The following is an 18215-nucleotide window of genomic DNA, read 5'->3' on the forward strand; positions in this document are numbered from 1 at the left end:
ATCCTCTCGTAGCAGCGTGTGACTAACATAGTGACAGTCAGCGGGATGGAAAAGGACAAGCAAGCTCTGCCGTCGGTCTTCTCATCCGACAATCGCATATTTGGTAGAGACTTTGCATCTAATAGGGAATATTAATCAAGAGGAGTAAGCACGGTGAAGCTAACCGTACTGATTATCGGCTGTGGCGATATTGGGATCAACCTTGGGCGCGAACTGCTTGAGGAAGGACACCAGGTGATTGGCTTACGTCGCAACGTGGAAGCCCTAAAAGGCACCGGTATTAAACCGCTAGCGTTAGACTTGGATAGCCTTGAAGAGGCCGATGCCAAAAGCCTGCCCCAGGCTGACTATGTGGTGTATACCGTCAGTGCTGACCGTTTCGAAGAGAGTGCCTATCAAAGTGCTTATCCTGACGGCTTAAAGCGCGTGTTGAGCGTGATGGAGCAGCACAAAACGCCGCCGCGTCGGGTATTTTTTGTCTCATCAACCAGCGTACACGGCCAGCAGGAAGGCGAAGTGGTCAACGAAGAGACCCCGCCCGATTCGACCAGCTTCTCTGGCACGCTAATGTGCGAAGCCGAACAGGCGCTGATCAATCATGCGCTACCCGGCACAGTGGTGCGCTTTTCCGGCATTTACGGCCCAGGCCGCGACCGGCTGATTCATCAGGTGGCTGAAGGCCGTGTGGCCGCAATCACGCCTGTGGTGTACTCCAACCGTATTCACCGCGACGATTGTACCGGCATTCTTGCCCACCTGATTCGCTACCAAGAAAGTGGTGAGACGCTGGCAGATATTTACCTAGGCAGCGACTGCGAACCGGTCACCATGCATAACGTCATGATGTGGCTGGCCGAGCAGCTAAACGTAGAGGCCACCGAGACCATGCAGTCGCCTTTACGTCGGCGAACCAGCAAACGCTGCGATAACCAGCGCCTATTAAGCACTGGCTATCAGTTCCGCTTCCCTAGCTACCGCGAAGGTTATGCACAGGTACTTAAAGAGGGCGGCTTTCTAGAGGTTAATAAGGTTTAAGCAACACCTGTTTAATCACCGATGATCATGACCGCGTCTGCTTCCACCTGGCTGCCTTTGGGCAGCGCTTTCACGCCAACGGCGGCCCGGGCGGGGAAAGGAGCGGTGAAGAACTCTTCCATGACTTGGTTAACAATCGCAAAGTTATCCAAGTCCACCAGATAGAGATTCAATTTTACAATATCGCTGAGCGAGCCCGCGGCTTCTTCACATACCGCTTGCAGGTTGGTGAACACCTGGCGCGCCTGGGCTTCAAAATCCTCGGACACAATCGCCATGGTCGCGGGATCCAGCGGGATCTGGCCGGAAAGATACACCGTGTTACCCGCTTTAATGGCCTGGGAGTATGGGCCAATAGCCGCAGGGGCCTTGCTAGTGTTGATAACAGCTTTATTGCTCATACGTTGTTTCGCTCCTGTAATGGGTAATAGCTAATTATTTGATACTAAAAAATAGCGATCGCTGCCGATTTTAATCAGCCTATTGTTATATCCGGTGTTAGTTAGCGAGTCGGGTAATTCTGCCAACGTTGGGAAGATTACGAATACGTTTGATAATCCGCGCCAGATGCACGCGGCCTTTCACCGACAGGGTTAGATTGACGGTGGAAAGGTGGGCATCACGCTCTTCAATGCCAATCCGCTCAATGTTGGCATCCGCATCGGTGACCAGCCCGGCAAGCTCTGCGACCAGCCCACGACGGCTCTCAATTTCAATACGTAGCGCAACCGGGAAGTCTTCATCAATAGTGTCTGACCACTCCAACGCGAACAGCTTATCCGGATCATTTTTATCGGCGAAGTTCTTATCAATCACGTTTTTACATTCGGCGCGATGCACCACCAAGCCTTTGCCAGTGGAAAGATGACCGACCACTGGATCGCCCGGCAGCGGATGGCAGCAGCGTGCAAAGTTAATCACCATGCCTTCGCTGCCGTTGATCATCACGGCTTTGCTGACTTCAACGCCTGCAGGATGCTCATAGGTATCATCACCGTGGGCTGCATCCACTAGCCGCCGCGCCACCACATGGGTCATGCGGTTACCTAACCCTAACGACTCCAATAGCGACTCTTCGGACGTCACATCCAGCTCTTTGAAGGCTCGCTTGAGGACACTCTCATCCAGCTCTTCCAGGCTGGTATCGAAAGGCGCCAGCGCTTTATTGAGTAATCGCCGGCCCAGCATTATTGCTTCTGTGTGCTGCTGATATTTAAGCGCGTGGCGAATAGCCGAACGCGCCTTTGCCGTGGTGACAAAATTTAGCCAGGCAAGATTGGGCTTGGCACCGGGGGCGGTGATAATTTCCAGCGTCTGACCGCTCTCTAAGCGCGTCGAAAGCGGAGCCAAATGGCGATCAATACGGCAGGCGATGCAGTTATTGCCGATATCGGTGTGCACGGTGTAGGCGAAGTCGATCACGGTAGCGCCCTGGGGCAACTCCATAATGTCACCTTTAGGCGTGAACACGTAGATATCGTCGGGGAAGAGATCGTTTTTAACGTGTTCGATAAATTCTAACGAGTCGCCGGCGTGACGCTGCATTTCGAGCAGACCTTTTACCCATGCACGGGCGCGGGCATGGCTGCCTTCGGCAATCGGGTGCGAGGTCTGGCCCGCCTTATAAAGCCAGTGGGCGGCAATGCCGTTATTGGCCATCGCTTCCATTTCGCGGGTGCGTATCTGCACTTCTATCGGCATACCGCGGGAGCCAAATAGAGTGGTGTGCAGGCTCTGGTAGCCGTTGGCTTTGGGAATCGCAATATAGTCTTTAAAGCGCCCAGGCACTGGCTTATAGAGGTTGTGCACCACGCCTAGAATACGGTAGCAGCTGGCCACATCTTCGGTAATGATGCGAAAACCAAACACATCCATAATTTCGGCAAAGGGCTTACGCTGGTCGCGCATCTTTTTATAGATCGACAGCAGATGCTTTTGGCGTCCAACCACCGTGCCGTTAAGCGCGTCGTCATCCAGGCTTTTTTGCAGCGATGACTGTATTTCGCGCATAGCGCTGCGCCGGTGTCCACGCGCACTGGCAACGGCGCGTTTGATACGCTCCGCGCGCATGGGGTGAATCGCTTGAAAGGAGAGATCCTCAAGCTCAATACGAATCGTATTGATACCCAGACGCCCGGCAATGCGTGCGTAAATTTCCAGGGTTTCGCGGGCGATGCGGCGCTTCTTATCAGGGCGCAAAGCGCCAAGAGTGCGCATATTATGCAGCCGGTCGGCCAGCTTAACGATGATGACGCGAATATCCCGCGACATCGCCAGCACCATCTTCTGAAAGTTTTCCGCTTGGGCGACGGCTTTGTCTTCAAAGGTGATCTGGGTAAGCTTGGAGACTCCGTCTACCAGTTCGGCTACCGGTTTACCAAACTGTGCTTCCAGGGCTTTTTTGGAAACGCCGGTGTCTTCAATCACGTCGTGCAGCATGGCGGCCATCAAGCTTTGATGATCCATGTGCATATTGGCAAGAATATTCGCCACCGCGAGCGGATGGGTAACGTAAGGCTCACCGGAACGCCGCCGCTGGCCATCATGGGCCTGCTCAGCGTAGTAAAAGGCGCGTTTGACCTGCTGGATTTCATCCGAGGGTAAATAGCCGCCGAGTCGATCGGCCAGGTCATCAATGGTGAACATCTACCGCGCCTCTATCGGTGTCGTTGAAAACGTTAGTCGTCGATATGAGTAGGCGCCATAGCCGGGCGCGGACGAACAGCGGCTTCAACGGGCTCGTCGAGTACAGTGTGATCGACCAGGCCTGCGGCAATTTCACGCAGCGCCATCACCGTGGGTTTATCGTTTTCCCAAGGTAGCAGGGCATCGCGAGAGCCACGCGCTAGCTGGCGAGCACGCTGGGTGGAAATCATTACCAGCTTGAAACGGTTTTCAACATTTTCAAGACAATCTTCAACGGTTACGCGAGCCATGGGAGCCTTCCTGTTATGACGGAACCGGGCCGACGCCGTTATAGAGTTGAAAAACGGCGTCGACCCAGCGAAAAAAGATGTAGAACCAGATAGATTACTCGACCGTAGGCGCCTGTGACAAGAGTGCAGCCAACAGCGGCGCGTGGCGCTCGCTCATTACCGGTCGACTCAAACGGCGACTGATCACCAATGACTGTAACTCCTGCAGCGCCGTGGTGAAGTCATCGTTAACAACAAGGTAATCATATTCGTGGTAATGGGACATCTCACTAACGGCATCGCGCATGCGACGAGCAATCACTGCATGCTCATCGGTGCCGCGGCTAGCAAGGCGTCGCTCGAGCTCGTTGCGCGAGGGCGGTAGAATAAAAATCGATACCGCGTTCGGCATTTGCTCGCGCACCTGGTTAGCGCCCTGCCAGTCGATTTCCAGAATCACGTCCTGTCCTGCCGCCAGCAATACCTCTACCGCCTGGCGCGAGGTGCCGTAGTAATTATCGAATACTTTGGCATACTCAAAGAACTCACCGCGCGCGATCATCGCTTCAAATTCTGCCACATCGGTGAAATGATAGTTCACACCATCCACCTCACCCTCACGTTTGGCACGCGTAGTGTGCGACACCGACACTTGAATCCCATCCAGGCTTTCGATTAGCTCACGCACCAAGCTAGTCTTACCAGCACCTGACGGGGCGGAAACGATAAACAGCGTACCTTGGGACATGAAGTACTTTCCCTTCAGTTAGCGAAAAATAAGTAGCGGATAAAGTAGCAAAACAACTAGCGCGACTGCAGCAGAGCAGCGAGGCTGCGCAGTATCGCACACCCAGCGCGACGACTGTAGCGTTGGTGGTGACATACAGGGAGGTAGGCATGCGCAGTACGCTATTAATTTTAGGTCTCATTGCACTGGGCGTGGCGCTGCAAAAAGGCCTGATAGACATTCCCCGCCACTGGGCGCCTTGGGCACCGCTGCATATTGATGACCCCATCACGCTGGTCACGCAGCTTAAGCTAAGCCGCTTGGCGGATGACCGCCCAGGCTGCTTAGCCGCGCTAGACACTGTTCCCGAAAGCGAATTACGCTACACGCCGCTAGCCGATTACAGCCCTACAGCGAGCTGCCCGCTTTCCAATGTCGTGCGCATGCAGTCAAGCGGCGTCGCGTTCAATCAGAGCTTTGTGGCCTCCTGCCCCATGGCACTGGCCTGGGTCATGTATGAGCGGCATGCGTTACAGCCTGCCGCCGAGGAGATTATGGGCAGCCGGGTGAGCCAGGTTAACCATGTGGGTAGCTTTGCCTGCCGCAACGTGTATGGCCGCGAAACCGGCAGGCGCAGCGAACACGCCACCGCCGAAGCGCTGGATGTAGTGGGTTTTCAGTTTGACAACGGCCAGCGCATCACATTGATCAATCACTGGGATGATGAAGGTGATGTGGGGGAGTTTCTACGCGCCGCACGGGATGGCGCCTGCAATACCTTTGGCAACGTGCTAGGGCCTGACTACAACGCCGCGCATGCCGATCACTTTCATATGGGCATGCGCGGGTTTCGGCTATGTCGCTAGTGGATCAGCCACTACTTACTGCCACTACTTACTCGAGGTTGATATCATCTTCGTCCGTGGCGGCACCGGTAGCAGCACCAACGCCACCACCGATAACAGCACCTTGGACGACGCTACCACCCGTTACGGCTGCGGCACCCGCGCCAACGGCGGCACCGATACCGGCGCCACTAGTGGCGCGCTCTCCGGTGGAGGTTCCGCAGCCTGCCAAGCCAATGGTTAACGCCATTACCGCGCCAAGGGTCACAATACGCGTCGAATTCAATACCTGAATGTGCATGGTCATCTCCTTATGGGTTCCTGCTCTTACACATTAGAAAGGATTCAACGTTTTAGCCATATTAATTATCACTGTTCGATAACTATGTAACTGGTCAATAACTAGGCAACGTCAGGCAAAGCTATGCACGCTGGGCCACGACGTCATAGGTGCGCTTCTCCAGCCAGCGCCCAGCGGCAAAAATCACCAAGCCGCAGAGCGCCAAAAAAGCGCCTACTAGACCCGTGCTTGACCAGCTAAAGCCTGCACTAATTGCCAATCCCGCCAACCATGCGCCTAACGCATTAGCACCGTTAAAGGCCGCGTGGTTGAGGGAGGCTGCCATGGTTTGGGCATCTTCGGCCACATCCATCAAGCGGGTTTGCAGCGAAGGCGCCAAGGCCATGCTGGTGCCGACGAGGCCAACGAACAGCAGCCCCGTCCAGACATTATTAGCGGCAAAGTAAAACAGCCCCTGGATCACCCCACACCAGAGCAAAATAGCCGGTATGGCGCGCATCAGGTTTTTATCTGCCATACGCCCGCCGATTAAATTGCCAGCAATCGAGCCCAGCCCGAAAATCACCAACACCAATGGCCCCAGCGCTTCGCTCATACCCGCTTGCTGGGTCAATGTCGGCATCACATAGCTAAAAATGGCGAACATACCGCCGCAGCCGATGCAGGCAAGCGCCAAGGTGACCAACACCCGCTGTTTAAGCAGCGCTGAAAGCTCACGCACAGGGCTTGCGAGGGTATCGACGGGCTGAACCGGCACGTAAAGCCGAATCAACAGGGCGGTAAGCAGCGCAATGCCGCCGACACCCGCAAAGGCGATCTGCCAGCCCAGCAGGTTACCCGCCCAGGTACCCAGCGGCGCACCGATCAAAATCGCCACGGTTAAACCCATCATCACCCGGGAGATAGCCCGCGCCCGTTGATCTATCGGCACTGCGCCCGCTGCTACCAGCGCGGCGATGCCAAAATAAGCACCGTGGGGCAAGCCAGCCAGAAAACGCAGGCCGACGAATGACCAGAACCCTGGCGCCATGGCACTGGCGATATTGCCTACTGCAAACACCAGCATCAAAATAATCAATAGCATTCGTCTTGGTGCTCGCGCGGCCAGCGCCGAAATTAGCGGCGCGCCGACCACCACACCTAGGGCGTAGCTGCTAATCGCATAGCCCACTTGAGGCACTGTCACCGCTAAATCACCCGCCACGCGGTTCATCAAACCCATAATGACAAACTCGCTGGTGCCGATCCCAAAGCCACCCAGCGCCAACACAAATTCAGCCAAGCGCGGATTGCGCGCCAGCCCTTGAGACGACGCCTGATCTTGAGATAACGATGTTGTCGAATCCTGCATGCTTATCTCCTTGGGATACCGCCCGGTTGGTATCACGATGGCGCAAATGATCGCAGGATTAGACGAAAGTAGAAATACACTGCGTTTAAAAAAGTTAGCGAGCGAATAAGATAATTGAGAAAATAATTGAGAAAATAATTGAGAAAATAATTGAGAAAGTAGCTGAGAAAGTAGCTGAGAAAGTAGCTGAGAAAGTAGTCGAGAAAAAAGACGCCAAGGTTTCACGCTTTCACCCTCATTTTGCTAGTGTGAAGCTTTAACTTCGACGCGTGAGGCAATAATGACGCCCGAAACAATCGAGCAAGCCATGCAAGCCCTCGCTGAATGTGACCGGGATATCGCTCGCGCCTATCCCTTGGTAGGAGCACCGGCCCCACGCCAGCGCGACCAGGGTTTTGCGACGTTTTTCAGTACCATCGTTAGCCAGCAGCTTTCCACCGAAGCCGCACGTGCGATTATGGCGCGCGTCAATACGCTGCTGCCTGAACTGCATGCTAAAGCGGTTATGGAGGTAGAGGGCCAAGCGCTGCGCGATGCCGGACTCTCCTGGCGCAAGATCGAATACGCCAAGGGCCTGGCAGAAGCGGAGCTGGCAGGCACCTTCAGCGCCGATGGGCTTGAACAGCTAAGCGATGACGAGGCGATTGCCGCGATTACGGAGCTACGCGGCTTTGGCCGCTGGAGCGCCGAGATCTATCTGATGTTCTCGCTCAACCGCTCAGATATTTTTCCCGCCGATGACCTCGCCCTGCGAGTGGCACTAGGCCGCCTGAAAGGGATGGATGACAAACCCACGCCGAAGCAAGCCCGCCAGCTAGTCGAACACTGGACGCCCTGGCGCAGCGTGGGGTCGCTGTTTCTGTGGCACTACTACCGCGGCGAGCCGTTATAGCGACTCTATTTACCCAATCCCCCTGTCTTTAAATAATCTTAGCCGTCGAGCCCGCCAAATTTGCCGCTCTGATAATCATCAACCGCCTGAACAATCTCTTCGCGGGTGTTCATCACAAAGGGGCCATGGGAGTAGACAGGTTCGTCTATCACTTCCCCGTGGCCAAACAGCAGACGTGCATCGCTGCTGGCTTCGATGTCGAGGCGCTCGCCATCGCGGTCTATCTCGATCAGATGGTGAGGCTGAACGGGTTCGCCGCCTACCTCAACGTTTCCCTCCACCACGTAGAGAAACACCTGCCGCCCAGGTAATACGGGTAACTGTTCGTGCGCCCCCGCAGGCAGCCGTAGGGTCGACATAAAGACACCGGTTAAGGTCTCTTCTATAGGGCCAACGCTTTCCTGCCACTGCCCAGCAATCAGATTGAGTTCACCGCCGCCCGGCAGGGCAATCGCAGGAATTGATGCCTGCTGCAGTCCCACATAGCGCGGTTCGCTCATCTTCAAACGCGCCGGTAGATTGACCCACAGCTGAAGAATCTCCAGCGCGCCGCCGTCGCGTAAAAACTCGGGTGGCGAAATTTCCGCATGCACAATGCCGCTGCCCGCAGTCATCCACTGCACGCCCCCTTTGTGGATGACGCTTTGATGACTGGCGCTGTCCGCGTGGGCAAGCGAGCCTTCCAGAATAAACGTCACCGTTTCAAAGCCGCGATGCGGATGCGGGCCAAACGGCAGCCCACGGTTATTGGCGGGGTACGTTTGCGGGCCGTGGTGGTTCAAAAACAGAAACGGATCAAGCTGATCCAAACTAGGCCCCGGCAGTGGCCGCCGGGTGACCAAATCACCAATATCATCGCGCTGGGCGGGGTGCTGGGCGATGACGCGGCGCACGGATTGGGTAGTGTCTGATGACATAACGTACTCCTTATCAATACCGTACAGCGTAAAACCTGCAGCGGTGGATGAGGAGCGAATAATTTGCCCCGTTTCATTGCAGGAAATTGTTACGTACCGCCGCTATTTCCTGTTTAGAATTCCGTCACCACCGTCACCCCCGCTCCTTCAAACTTATCCATGTTCATCAGCGCATCAATCGACTGCTCAAGAGTGATCCGCTTGCCGATCAGCTGCTCAGGCGCCAGCTTTCCAGAGTGAATCATCGCCAGCATGGCGCCATAACGATGCGCCTGCATGCCATGGCTACCCAGAATTTCCAGCTCGTTGGCAATCACCTTACTCATGGGTATGGCAGGCGTGCTGTTCTCGGCCAGCATCAGCCCCACCTGAATATGCTTGCCCCGTTTACGCAGGTTGCTGATGGAGTTAAAGCAGGTCGTCGGGTGCCCTAGCGCATCCAGCGATACGTGGGCGCCTCCCCGAGTTATGTCCGTCACCGCTTCAACCACATTGGCCACCTTGGCGGCATTCACGGTGGCCGTAGCGCCCAGCTGCCGGGCCAGCGTAAGCGCCTCTTCCGAAATATCGATGGCGACAACGTTAGCGCCGATAGCGTTGGCAATCATTACGGCGGATAGGCCCACACCCCCGCAGCCATGAACGGCCACCCATTGCCCAGCCGATGTTTGCCCCTGGTCGACCACCGCCCGAAACGAAGTGACAAACCGACACCCCAGACTCGCTGCCGTGGCAAAATCGAGCGTCTCCGGCAGCGCGACCAAATTCACATCAGCGTAGTGAATACCCACATACTCGGCAAAGGAGCCCCAGTGGGTAAAACCGGGCTGGAACTGGCTATCGCACACCTGATGATTGCCAGAGTGGCACTCTGAGCAAGTGCCGCATCCACCCACGAACGGCACCGTGACGCGGTCACCAATGCGCCACTGCTTTACGTCCTTACCAACGGCTTCCACAACGCCTGCCAACTCATGGCCCGGCACATGAGGGAGCTGGATATCGGTATCGTGCCCTACCCAGCCATGCCAATCGCTGCGACAAACGCCATTCGCCATCACTTTGACCACCACGCCGTGGGGTTCAGGTGTTGGGTCAGGCAACTGCTGAATACTCGGCGGGGCAGAAAACTGCTCAAAAACAACGGCCTTCATCAAGGTCTCCTAAACTGTATCGCTGTTTTTCGTTTATAACTGCTCAGGGCATAAGAAGCGAATTAGTTGCCGCTAACGTTTAACCGCCCTACTACTTGAAACGGATCAACTGTGGGTCGCACCACAATCATTTCTCCCGAACCCACACCGCTACCCACCAATGCGGTGATATTTACCTGATGAGTGATCAGCAGCAAATTGCCCGACCCCTGCCACGCGGCGATCTGCTCCTGGGCGGTTTGAGTGATTTGCGTCTGATCACCACGCCCGCGAAAGAAGGAGTCTAACCACGGCGCTGGCGCTACCTCACCGACATCCATTAGCTCGGCGGTGTCCATCGCCCGGCACCAGCTAGATGAATACACCGCTGCAATGGGGATAGCCCGCTCACGCAGCACACGACCAGTGGCTTGTGCCTGGGCGCGCCCCTGAGCCGAGAGATTGCGCTGAGTCTCGCACTGCGAAAGCTCAAAACCCGGCGGGTCGCCAATACCAGGGGCCAGGGAGTGGCGCATTAAGATCACCAAGCCGCCCTCTTTTAACGCTTGCCAGGTGGCTTCATTTGCCTGGGCGGTGATGGGGAGCATAACCAGCGCACCGAGCAGTAGGGTTAAGGTGAGGTGGCGTAAGGTGGGCATGGAGAGGTGTCCTTAAATCGGCAAAATTTGATATTGTTAAACCTAAGCCAGCCGCCATTCCGCTATGACGCCAGAGGGTAAGCCTATGACGGAGCAGAACCCAACCGCTTTTAGTCGCCTTGTTAGCGCGATTACCCAACAGATAGAGCAAGCCCGCGGGCAGGTTCGCCAAGCCGTGAATACGGCCATGGTACAAAGCTACTGGGAAATAGGCCGTTTAATTGTCGAACACGAACAACAAGGCAATCGTCGTGCAGAGTATGGTAAGCAGCAGCTACAGCAGCTCTCGCAACAGCTGACTGAGCAGCTGGGAAAGGGCTTCGATGTCACCAACTTGCGCAATATGCGCCAGTTTTACCAGAGCTTTCCAATTCGCGACGCAGTGCGTCTCGAATTGAGCTGGACGCACTATCGCACCCTCCTGCGAGTGGAGAATCCCCAAGCTCGCGACTGGTATTTGCAAGAAGCTATCAACCAAAGCTGGAGCGCCAGAGCTCTAGAACGCCAAATAAGCACCCTCTACTACGAGCGCCTGCTGACCAGCCAGGATAATTCCCTGGTTGAGCAGGAAGCAAAAGACAACACCCAACCGCTGGCTGAAACCGCCAAAGACTACCTGCGTGACCCTTACATTCTGGATTTTCTTAATCTGCAGGATAAAACCTACCAGGAAAGCCAGCTAGAGCAGGCGATTATCAGCAACCTACAGCAGTTTTTACTGGAGCTAGGCAAAGGCTTTGCCTTTGTGGAGCGCCAACAACGCATCCGTTTTGATGACGAGGATTTCTACATCGACCTCGTATTCTACAACTTCAAACTGAAGTGCTTTTTGCTGGTGGATCTAAAGCTCGGCAAACTCAGGCATCAGGATATTGGTCAAATGGATACCTACGTGCGCCTATACGATGAACAGCGCAAAGGCAGCGACGATAACCCAACCATTGGCTTGGTGCTGTGCAGCGAAAAAAGCGAAGCCGTAGTGAAGTATTCGGTGCTGGCCGAGCAAAAACAGCTGTTTGCGGCAAAATACTTACCGTACTTGCCCTCTGAGGATGAACTGAAACGTGAGTTAGAGCGCGAGCGGACTCAGGCAATTGAACAGCTTCAGCAGCAAGCACTGGGCGCTGAGTGACCGAGCCACAACCCAAAAGTAGACTTAGCTAAGCACACCCTATTTCATTAGTATGGGTGGTAATAAAGCATTCGCGACAAAGCCACCTCACCAGTTTCGCACCCACCACAAAGAAGCCATGGATGGCCTGAAACTAGCGCGCGAATTGGCCATCTGGTTCCACCGCTCGTTTGGCAAGGCAGGTTCCGGAGCTGGAACTGGAGTTTCGCCGTATTTGTGATGGTGACAATAAATATCAGCGTGACTTACCGTTTAGTATCCGTATGGCAGCAAAAGCGAGTAACTCAGCAGGTTTACAGTTAGCAGATTTAGTAGCGCGGCCCATCGGACGACATGTCCTTAATCCAGAGCAGCCGAATCAGGCATTCGATGTATTGAGAAGTAAATTTTACTGCGAAGGCGGACGACAGGCGGTAGGGGATGGCTACGATCAATGGGGACTGAAGCACTTTCCTTGATATTTTGTATCGTCCAAACAGCGAAAAACCCCGATGAAACTCACCGAGGTTTAGACGCCGACCGGGCACTCCCAGTCCACATGCTGGACATTTTGGATACTCTATACACTAAAGTCAATTTTTACCGTCATTACTCAATATTCGGAATTTCATTCTGTGCACGTTCGATTAGCTCTATAACGACAGAGTTGAGCCATAGAGTACAATCACCTTTCTCTATTTTTTAAACGGCAGCACCTCTGCCCGCCTCGCCCGGCCAGCCGTGGCGCTATTACGTTTGAGCTTAAGAGGCACCACGTTATCCCCAGCATCAGGTTGAACACTTAGATAACCTGAGCGTAAATTACACAACATCTCAATCGTCTCTGGCGGTAAGCCGATCTGGTGAACTAATTCAGTACGCTCAAAAATGCCGTTATCTACCAGAAGGTGAGCACCGCGCATCATCAGCTTGGGTTGCTCGAAAGCCAAGGCATCATCGCCTGGCTCGCCTTTCGTCCATTTACGTGCCGAACGCCCTTTCCATAGCCTTAGTTCTAACTGTTCCGTCAGCAATGACAAATCACGGCAGCGCACAATCATTGATGCCACTGAGACTTTCCAGCGCGTCTTAAGCGAAAGCAGGTTATCCAGCGTTGGCCATACCACCTCTTGGGCAAAGCTTTCTGGTGGCATTAGGAATGCGATGGCAAAGCGGTGCGCTTGCCCTTCTAACAGGTCATATAGCTCTTTTTTTGCGTATTGCGCCGCCGGTATTTTGGAGTGCAGCACTACGTGCCCTAGCTCATGCGCGGCATCAAAGCGGTTACGTATTGCATTCGCTTTGTCTTCAGCGAGCAACACGTAGGGGCGGCCATCCAAAACGGAGACATGGGAAACACCGTCCATTTTGACGTGCCCCAGGGTAGCGCGAGTGCAGATAATCCCCGAATTTTCCATTACTTGAATCACGTTTGGGATTGGGGCAGAACCCAACTTCCAAGCCTCTCGGCACTCTCTGGCGATGTCTTCTATTTCTTCATCACTAATCAATCGGCAGTCGTCTGCATCCAGCATCGGCACATTGACTTCTGGCCACTCCATCGCATCTTGGAAGAACTCAGATATCTCTTGGAGCCACGCCAAATAGAGCTGTGATCTCTCACGCGCCTGCTTGTGAGCAGAGGCTTGAGAACGGAAAAAATAAGGTCGCTGGCTTTCCTGAACAACGGGAGGGCCAGGCTTCAAAAACCACATGCGCGAAACGTGAAACACGTGGCAAAGGCGATCAAATGACTCGACCTCAGGTAGCTGGGTGCCTTTTTCCCAGGCCGAAACCGTACTAGAAGAGCGTCCTATTTGCTCTCCCAGTTCCGCGAGGGTCAAATTTTGAGCCATGCGCAGTTGGTTCAACCGCTGGCCTTGAAAGCCATCCACCCCTGTTCTCATGTCACTCGTTTCCACCTTCGCTTTGATCTCGCTTCTCTGCGCGACGCATCCTATCACGCAGGGTCGGATAGGCAATATCTACTACCTCGTCACCTGCTTCGCTGTAGTACTGCCACAATTGACCTACATCCATATACAAATGAAACCCTGCCCGAGGATCACTGTAGGGAACTGCTATCGTCACGCCGATTGGGCTACTGTGATCACTTGTATGTGGCAGCAATAAAGCATGGAGAGCGTCTTGGCTAGATCCTAAAGGTGATGCAGAAGCACTAAAAAGATCAGGATGTTGTTTCTCCAGCCTTTCATTTTCCCTACTAAGATCGCGCCGGAATTTAGCATCTCGAATAGGGGGTGTCCTACCCATCGTAATAACGCTAGTAGTAATTTGCATGGTACCGGCACGAATAAGTGCGTAATAGCCGCCCGCAGGCTTAGTCGCTTGGTTACTCGCTTCGAATTTTTCATCTTTTGGCAGGCTCAGCAATGCTTCCTGCACGGTGAAATGATGGGACTGCGGCCCTGGCCCAGCCAACGGCACATGCTTATAAGTCTCTTTGAGGTGGCTATCGCTCTTCTGAAAAGCCGCCTCTATGCTTTCGAGCATTTGTTGTAAGCGATGGCTAGGTAGTTCCTGGCAAATAAAGCGGCACAGCTCTTCTTTGTTCAGCTCTTCTCCATTAAGTTCTGCTTAGTTCAAGAGCGACTCCTGGGCAGGATGGAGATCCGGTAAAGCGGATTATAGACCCATATTTTCCTGCTATCCACGCAGCCCTATATTTTCGGCAGAGCCGGAACCGAAAAATCTTCGGTTGTTACAAAAGTAAGTTGCGCTATTCCGCCGTAAGGCACCTAGGCAACTGAATAAATTGAAACTATAATTTCAAAATTTACGTATTAATGAAGGTATAGCTTTATGCCATCTCGTTCAGCGGTTGTGTTCCCTAAGGATCTCAAGGTGTTAAAAACGCTGGGCGAGAACATCTTGCTAGCCATGAAGCGCCGTAAAATCACTCAAACCCAGCTATCAGAGCGCACAGGGCTTTCTATGCCGACGCTGCGCAATATTCTGCGTGGTGAGCCCAGCGTCTCAATGGGCCATTACCTAGTGGTGTTATCGTCACTTGGCCTTGCTAGCGATTTAGCGAAGGTAGCATTAGATGATGAGTTTGGACGTAAACTGCAAGATATCGAGCTACTAAAAACGTCTCACAAGGCCTCTATTAAGTCGAAAAACGCTAGCTCTGTGGTTTATCGCCCTTCCACTGAAGGCAGGCGTTGATCATGAGTAAATCAATATGGGTCTATGCTGATTGGCTTGCTACGCAGCCACCTGAGCTAGTTGGAAGGCTAGAAGTCGACCTTGTTCGGGGCAGCGAAGTCTAACGCTTCGCCTACGCAAAGACATGGCTCGACTCTCCGCTTGCGGTGCAGATTGACCCTGAGTTGCAGCTGTTTGCGGGGGATCAGTTCAATAATGACGCGCGCAACTTCCGTGTGTTTCTTGATTCCTGCCCAGATAGATGGGGTCGCCTGCTCATGCAGCGGCGTGAAGCGGTTGTGGCTAGGCAAGAGGGTAGGCGTTTAGTAAAACTCAACGAATCCGACTATCTCTTGGGTGTACACGATACGTTTCGAATGGGTGGGCTGCGTTTTAAGTTGCAAGAAGACGGCCCTTTTCTCGATGACAACCAGCAGTTAGCTGCTCCGCCATTATCCAGCCTGAGAGAATTGGAGTTTGCGGTTAGCCAGATAGAGCTACAGCCTGATTTGGATAGCCCCGACTATCTAAAGTGGTTGTATATGCTGATTTCACCCGGCTCATCGTTAGGTGGGGCGAGACCAAAAGCCTGTGTCATGGACGGTGATGACCGTTGGCTAGCTAAATTTCCTAGCCGGTATGACGATTACGATATAGCCGCATGGGAATACTTGCTTTATCGCATGGCAGTGGATGCGGGCGTTGAAATGGCGCCTTGCCGACTTCAGCGGTTCAATAGTTCCCACCACACCTTTCTAACCCAACGCTTTGACCGTGTTGGTAGCTTACGTCGGCACTTTAGTTCAGCGATGACTCAGCTGGGTTATTACGATGGCGATGCAGGCGCGAGCTATCTTGAGCTCGCCCAGTTTCTTATCGAGCAAGGCGCCAATACTGAGCAGGATCTGCACCAACTTTGGCGCAGAATGGTATTCAATATACTTGTCTCAAATGCTGATGATCATCTGCGCAACCATGGTTTCTTGTTGGCAGAAAATAAGAGCGGCTGGCGACTGTCGCCCGCCTACGATATCAATATCTCGCTGGGGGCTGCAGGGCTGCATTTAAATATTGATGAGCACTCCAATGCGCTGGATTTAGCGTTAGCGCTGGAAGTTTCACCCTATTTTCAGCTCTCACCAAGAGAGGCACGGCTAATTCTTGATCAGCTCCAAAAAGTAACACGCCGTTGGCATCACTATGCCAATGAAATAGGTATCCATCGGCAAGAGCAGCAGCTAATTGCATCCGCGATTATTTAAATCTATATATGCAAAAAAATAGCATATTTAGAAAATATAGTTTCATTTTCTATCACTCTATATTCTGAATCTGCTCCCTCATCTGTTCGATCAACACTTTTAACTCCACCGCGCAACGGGTCGTCTCAGCCACCACGGATTTTGATGAGAGCGTGTTGGCTTCGCGATTGAGTTCCTGCATTAGGAAATCCAGTCGGCGGCCTTTGGGGCCTTTTTGGGCCAGCTGGTGGCTCACTTCTTCGATATGCGCGGTAAGGCGATCCAGCTCTTCATCTACGTCAGCTTTTTGCGCAACGAGCACCAGCTCAGCTTCCAGGCGTTGCGGGTCGAGTTCGGTTTTGGCGACCTCAAGGCGTTCCAACAGTTGGGCGCGCTGACGCTCTAAAATCTGCGGCAGCAGGCTGCGCACGGTGGCCACTTGTTCGCTTACTGCTGTCAGGCGAGTGGTGATCATCTCGGCGAGCTTGTCGCCTTCACGGGCGCGGGCGTCAATCAGTTCATTCAGCGCTTGGTCAAACAGCATTTTGGCGGCGGCTTTGATGGCATCTTGATCCAGGTGCTGGGTTTCCATTACGCCGGGCTGATTGAGAAGCGCAAGCGTGGTGGGCGGCACAGCGCTGGGCACCTGCTGCTGGATGGCTCTTAGCGCATCCGCAATGGCGGCTAGGCGAACGCTATTCACGGCAGGGGCCAAGGCGGTGTCGGCGCTCTCAAAGCGCACGCTGCATTCAACTTTTCCACGAGCCAAGCGGGTGCGCAGCGCTTCGCGCAAGATCGGCTCTAAGTCACGCAAGCTTTCATGAAGGCGAAAATGCGGCTCTAAATAGCGCTGGTTCACCGAGCGGATTTCCACCTGCAGAGTGCCGAAACTGGCGGCCTGCTCGGTGCGGGCAAAGGCGGTCATGCTGTGTACGCGGCTGGAAGCGGCCATGATTTATCCTAATAAAGTAAATAGCAGTTCATATAGCATTGCGTCCAGTCTACCCGATAGGCCAATCAGCGCACGCCCAGACGTGTACAATGGAGGGCTTTTCCTAGTTACGTGTTTATTGAGAGGTACTATTTGTGAGCAGTGCTAAGCGTCCTGATGTTGTGCGTCCCAGCGGTCGCGAGGCCGACCAGTTGCGTGATATTCGCATAACCCGCGATTACACCCGCCATGCGGAAGGCTCGGTACTGGTGGAGTTTGGCGATACCAAGGTGCTGTGTAATGCCAGCGTAGAAGCCACGGTACCGCGTTGGCTGCGTGGCAAAAATCAGGGCTGGGTAACCGCTGAGTACGGCATGCTGCCCCGGGCGACGCACTCGCGTAGCAACCGCGAAGCGACCCAGGGCAAACAGGGTGGCCGCACGCTAGAAATTCAGCGTTTGATTGGCCGCAGCCTGCGCGCCGCAGTTAATTTGAAGAAGCTGGGCGAGTTCACTATTACCGTGGATTGCGATGTGATCCAGGCCGATGGCGGTACCCGCACCGCGGCAATCACCGGTGGCTGCGTGGCGTTGATGGATGCCATCCGCTATTTACAGCGCGAAAAGAAAATCAAAAGCGATCCTTTTAAGCAGCTGGTCAGCGCCATTTCTGTAGGCATTTATAAAGGCGTGCCGGTGCTGGATCTGGACTACCCGGAAGACAGCAAAGCCGATACCGATCTAAACGTGGTAATGACCGAAAGCGGCGAGCTGATCGAAGTACAGGGTACCGCCGAGGCAGGTGCGTTTACCCGCGCCGAGTTGAACGCGATGCTTGATCTGGCCGAAAAAGCCGGTGATGAGCTGCGCGAGAAGCAGCGCGAAGCGCTGGGAATTCGAGGCTAAACGCGAGCGAGCACCGCAACGCAACAAGCCGACCCAAGGGTCGGCTTGTTGCTTATTACCACTGCTGACAGACTGCGACGCGGG

General features: G+C 54.1%; 20 protein-coding genes. 8 read left to right on the forward strand and 12 right to left on the reverse strand.

What is annotated here, in order from left to right; genetic code table 11:
* Positions 1–153 precede the first annotated feature (153 nt).
* Entirely contained in the window at positions 154–1035 is an 882-nt protein-coding gene (locus A6R74_RS00140; RefSeq protein ID WP_064232363.1) for an SDR family oxidoreductase, read from the forward strand.
* Positions 1036–1046: 11 nt separating this feature from the next.
* Here the strand turns inward: A6R74_RS00140 and A6R74_RS00145 are convergent, their stop codons facing one another.
* From A6R74_RS00145 to gmk, 4 genes are all read right to left on the reverse strand, one after another.
* Positions 1047–1436, reverse strand: a complete 390-nt coding sequence (locus A6R74_RS00145; RefSeq protein WP_064232364.1) for a RidA family protein — start codon at positions 1434–1436, stop codon at positions 1047–1049.
* A gap of 97 nt (positions 1437–1533) precedes the next feature.
* The gene (locus A6R74_RS00150) at positions 1534–3681 is read right to left on the reverse strand and encodes a RelA/SpoT family protein (RefSeq protein WP_064232365.1); all 2148 of its coding nucleotides are present in this window, start codon (positions 3679–3681) and stop codon (positions 1534–1536) included.
* A 32-nt stretch (positions 3682–3713) separates the two neighbouring features.
* The gene (gene rpoZ, locus A6R74_RS00155) at positions 3714–3971 is read right to left on the reverse strand and encodes a DNA-directed RNA polymerase subunit omega (protein ID WP_007112267.1); all 258 of its coding nucleotides are present in this window, start codon (positions 3969–3971) and stop codon (positions 3714–3716) included.
* Positions 3972–4065: 94 nt separating this feature from the next.
* On the reverse strand, positions 4066–4698 hold the full coding sequence (gmk, locus tag A6R74_RS00160) for a guanylate kinase (RefSeq protein WP_064232366.1): 633 nt from the start codon (positions 4696–4698) through the stop codon (positions 4066–4068).
* A gap of 149 nt (positions 4699–4847) precedes the next feature.
* Between gmk and A6R74_RS00165 the strand changes: the two genes are divergently transcribed.
* Positions 4848–5543: an extensin-like domain-containing protein gene (locus A6R74_RS00165; protein ID WP_064232367.1), complete on the forward strand. Its 696-nt coding sequence runs from the start codon at positions 4848–4850 to the stop codon at positions 5541–5543.
* 28 nt (positions 5544–5571) lie between these two features.
* On the opposite strand, the gene A6R74_RS00170 is transcribed toward A6R74_RS00165, so the two are convergent.
* Together A6R74_RS00170 and A6R74_RS00175 are read right to left on the reverse strand one after the other, a co-directional pair.
* Entirely contained in the window at positions 5572–5823 is a 252-nt protein-coding gene (locus A6R74_RS00170; protein WP_064232368.1) for a hypothetical protein, read from the reverse strand.
* A gap of 121 nt (positions 5824–5944) precedes the next feature.
* Positions 5945–7174 (reverse strand): MFS transporter, encoded by a 1230-nt coding sequence (locus A6R74_RS00175; RefSeq protein WP_064232369.1) that lies wholly within the window; start codon positions 7172–7174, stop codon positions 5945–5947.
* 280 nt (positions 7175–7454) lie between these two features.
* Between A6R74_RS00175 and A6R74_RS00180 the strand changes: the two genes are divergently transcribed.
* On the forward strand, positions 7455–8066 hold the full coding sequence (locus A6R74_RS00180) for a DNA-3-methyladenine glycosylase family protein (protein ID WP_064232370.1): 612 nt from the start codon (positions 7455–7457) through the stop codon (positions 8064–8066).
* Between the two features lie 38 nt (positions 8067–8104).
* On the opposite strand, the gene A6R74_RS00185 is transcribed toward A6R74_RS00180, so the two are convergent.
* The 3 genes from A6R74_RS00185 to A6R74_RS00195 all read right to left on the reverse strand — a co-directional run bounded on the left by A6R74_RS00185 (position 8105) and on the right by A6R74_RS00195 (position 10775).
* Positions 8105–8983 carry a pirin family protein gene (locus A6R74_RS00185; RefSeq protein ID WP_064232371.1) on the reverse strand — a complete coding sequence of 293 codons (879 nt, stop codon included), beginning with the start codon at positions 8981–8983 and terminating at the stop codon, positions 8105–8107.
* A gap of 113 nt (positions 8984–9096) precedes the next feature.
* Positions 9097–10137, reverse strand: a complete 1041-nt coding sequence (locus A6R74_RS00190; protein ID WP_064232372.1) for a zinc-dependent alcohol dehydrogenase family protein — start codon at positions 10135–10137, stop codon at positions 9097–9099.
* 62 nt (positions 10138–10199) lie between these two features.
* Entirely contained in the window at positions 10200–10775 is a 576-nt protein-coding gene (locus tag A6R74_RS00195) for a histidine phosphatase family protein (protein WP_064232373.1), read from the reverse strand.
* Between the two features lie 85 nt (positions 10776–10860).
* Here A6R74_RS00195 and A6R74_RS00200 point away from each other — a divergent pair, with 85 nt between their 5' ends.
* Positions 10861–11907, forward strand: a complete 1047-nt coding sequence (locus A6R74_RS00200) for a PDDEXK nuclease domain-containing protein (RefSeq protein WP_064232374.1) — start codon at positions 10861–10863, stop codon at positions 11905–11907.
* A 170-nt stretch (positions 11908–12077) separates the two neighbouring features.
* The gene (locus A6R74_RS23315) at positions 12078–12365 is read left to right on the forward strand and encodes a DUF3800 domain-containing protein (protein WP_121499335.1); all 288 of its coding nucleotides are present in this window, start codon (positions 12078–12080) and stop codon (positions 12363–12365) included.
* Between the two features lie 216 nt (positions 12366–12581).
* Here A6R74_RS23315 and A6R74_RS00205 read toward each other — a convergent pair whose 3' ends face one another.
* Positions 12582–13793: a helix-turn-helix domain-containing protein gene (locus tag A6R74_RS00205; protein WP_064232375.1), complete on the reverse strand. Its 1212-nt coding sequence runs from the start codon at positions 13791–13793 to the stop codon at positions 12582–12584.
* 1 nt (position 13794) lies between these two features.
* The gene (locus A6R74_RS00210; RefSeq protein WP_064232376.1) at positions 13795–14400 is read right to left on the reverse strand and encodes a hypothetical protein; all 606 of its coding nucleotides are present in this window, start codon (positions 14398–14400) and stop codon (positions 13795–13797) included.
* Between the two features lie 309 nt (positions 14401–14709).
* On the opposite strand from A6R74_RS00210, the gene A6R74_RS00215 reads away from it, so the two are divergent.
* Positions 14710–15075, forward strand: a complete 366-nt coding sequence (locus A6R74_RS00215) for a helix-turn-helix domain-containing protein (RefSeq protein WP_082906528.1) — start codon at positions 14710–14712, stop codon at positions 15073–15075.
* A gap of 146 nt (positions 15076–15221) precedes the next feature.
* Positions 15222–16316 carry a type II toxin-antitoxin system HipA family toxin gene (locus A6R74_RS00220; RefSeq protein WP_240488121.1) on the forward strand — a complete coding sequence of 365 codons (1095 nt, stop codon included), beginning with the start codon at positions 15222–15224 and terminating at the stop codon, positions 16314–16316.
* Positions 16317–16368: 52 nt separating this feature from the next.
* On the opposite strand, the gene A6R74_RS00225 is transcribed toward A6R74_RS00220, so the two are convergent.
* Positions 16369–17247: a YicC/YloC family endoribonuclease gene (locus A6R74_RS00225; RefSeq protein ID WP_064232377.1), complete on the reverse strand. Its 879-nt coding sequence runs from the start codon at positions 17245–17247 to the stop codon at positions 16369–16371.
* Between the two features lie 161 nt (positions 17248–17408).
* Between A6R74_RS00225 and rph the strand changes: the two genes are divergently transcribed.
* Positions 17409–18131, forward strand: coding sequence for a ribonuclease PH (gene rph / locus A6R74_RS00230; RefSeq protein ID WP_205634119.1), 723 nt, complete (start codon positions 17409–17411; stop codon positions 18129–18131).
* Positions 18132–18215 lie beyond the last annotated feature (84 nt).

The sequence above is a fragment of the Halomonas sp. ALS9 genome, assembly GCF_001651035.1.
In the GTDB taxonomy this organism is placed as follows: domain Bacteria; phylum Pseudomonadota; class Gammaproteobacteria; order Pseudomonadales; family Halomonadaceae; genus Vreelandella.

Coding starts and splice junctions, on each gene's coding strand:
- A6R74_RS00145 (WP_064232364.1), bottom strand. CDS start 1,436: ATGAGCAATAAAGCTGTTATCAACACTAGCAAGGCCCCTGCGGCTATT.
- A6R74_RS00150 (WP_064232365.1), bottom strand. CDS start 3,681: ATGTTCACCATTGATGACCTGGCCGATCGACTCGGCGGCTATTTACCC.
- rpoZ (WP_007112267.1), bottom strand. CDS start 3,971: ATGGCTCGCGTAACCGTTGAAGATTGTCTTGAAAATGTTGAAAACCGT.
- gmk (WP_064232366.1), bottom strand. CDS start 4,698: ATGTCCCAAGGTACGCTGTTTATCGTTTCCGCCCCGTCAGGTGCTGGT.
- A6R74_RS00165 (WP_064232367.1), top strand. CDS start 4,848: ATGCGCAGTACGCTATTAATTTTAGGTCTCATTGCACTGGGCGTGGCG.
- A6R74_RS00170 (WP_064232368.1), bottom strand. CDS start 5,823: ATGCACATTCAGGTATTGAATTCGACGCGTATTGTGACCCTTGGCGCG.
- A6R74_RS00175 (WP_064232369.1), bottom strand. CDS start 7,174: ATGCAGGATTCGACAACATCGTTATCTCAAGATCAGGCGTCGTCTCAA.
- A6R74_RS00180 (WP_064232370.1), top strand. CDS start 7,455: ATGACGCCCGAAACAATCGAGCAAGCCATGCAAGCCCTCGCTGAATGT.
- A6R74_RS00185 (WP_064232371.1), bottom strand. CDS start 8,983: ATGTCATCAGACACTACCCAATCCGTGCGCCGCGTCATCGCCCAGCAC.
- A6R74_RS00190 (WP_064232372.1), bottom strand. CDS start 10,137: ATGAAGGCCGTTGTTTTTGAGCAGTTTTCTGCCCCGCCGAGTATTCAG.
- A6R74_RS00195 (WP_064232373.1), bottom strand. CDS start 10,775: ATGCCCACCTTACGCCACCTCACCTTAACCCTACTGCTCGGTGCGCTG.
- A6R74_RS00200 (WP_064232374.1), top strand. CDS start 10,861: ATGACGGAGCAGAACCCAACCGCTTTTAGTCGCCTTGTTAGCGCGATT.
- A6R74_RS00205 (WP_064232375.1), bottom strand. CDS start 13,793: ATGAGAACAGGGGTGGATGGCTTTCAAGGCCAGCGGTTGAACCAACTG.
- A6R74_RS00210 (WP_064232376.1), bottom strand. CDS start 14,400: ATGCTCGAAAGCATAGAGGCGGCTTTTCAGAAGAGCGATAGCCACCTC.
- A6R74_RS00215 (WP_082906528.1), top strand. CDS start 14,710: ATGCCATCTCGTTCAGCGGTTGTGTTCCCTAAGGATCTCAAGGTGTTA.
- A6R74_RS00225 (WP_064232377.1), bottom strand. CDS start 17,247: ATGGCCGCTTCCAGCCGCGTACACAGCATGACCGCCTTTGCCCGCACC.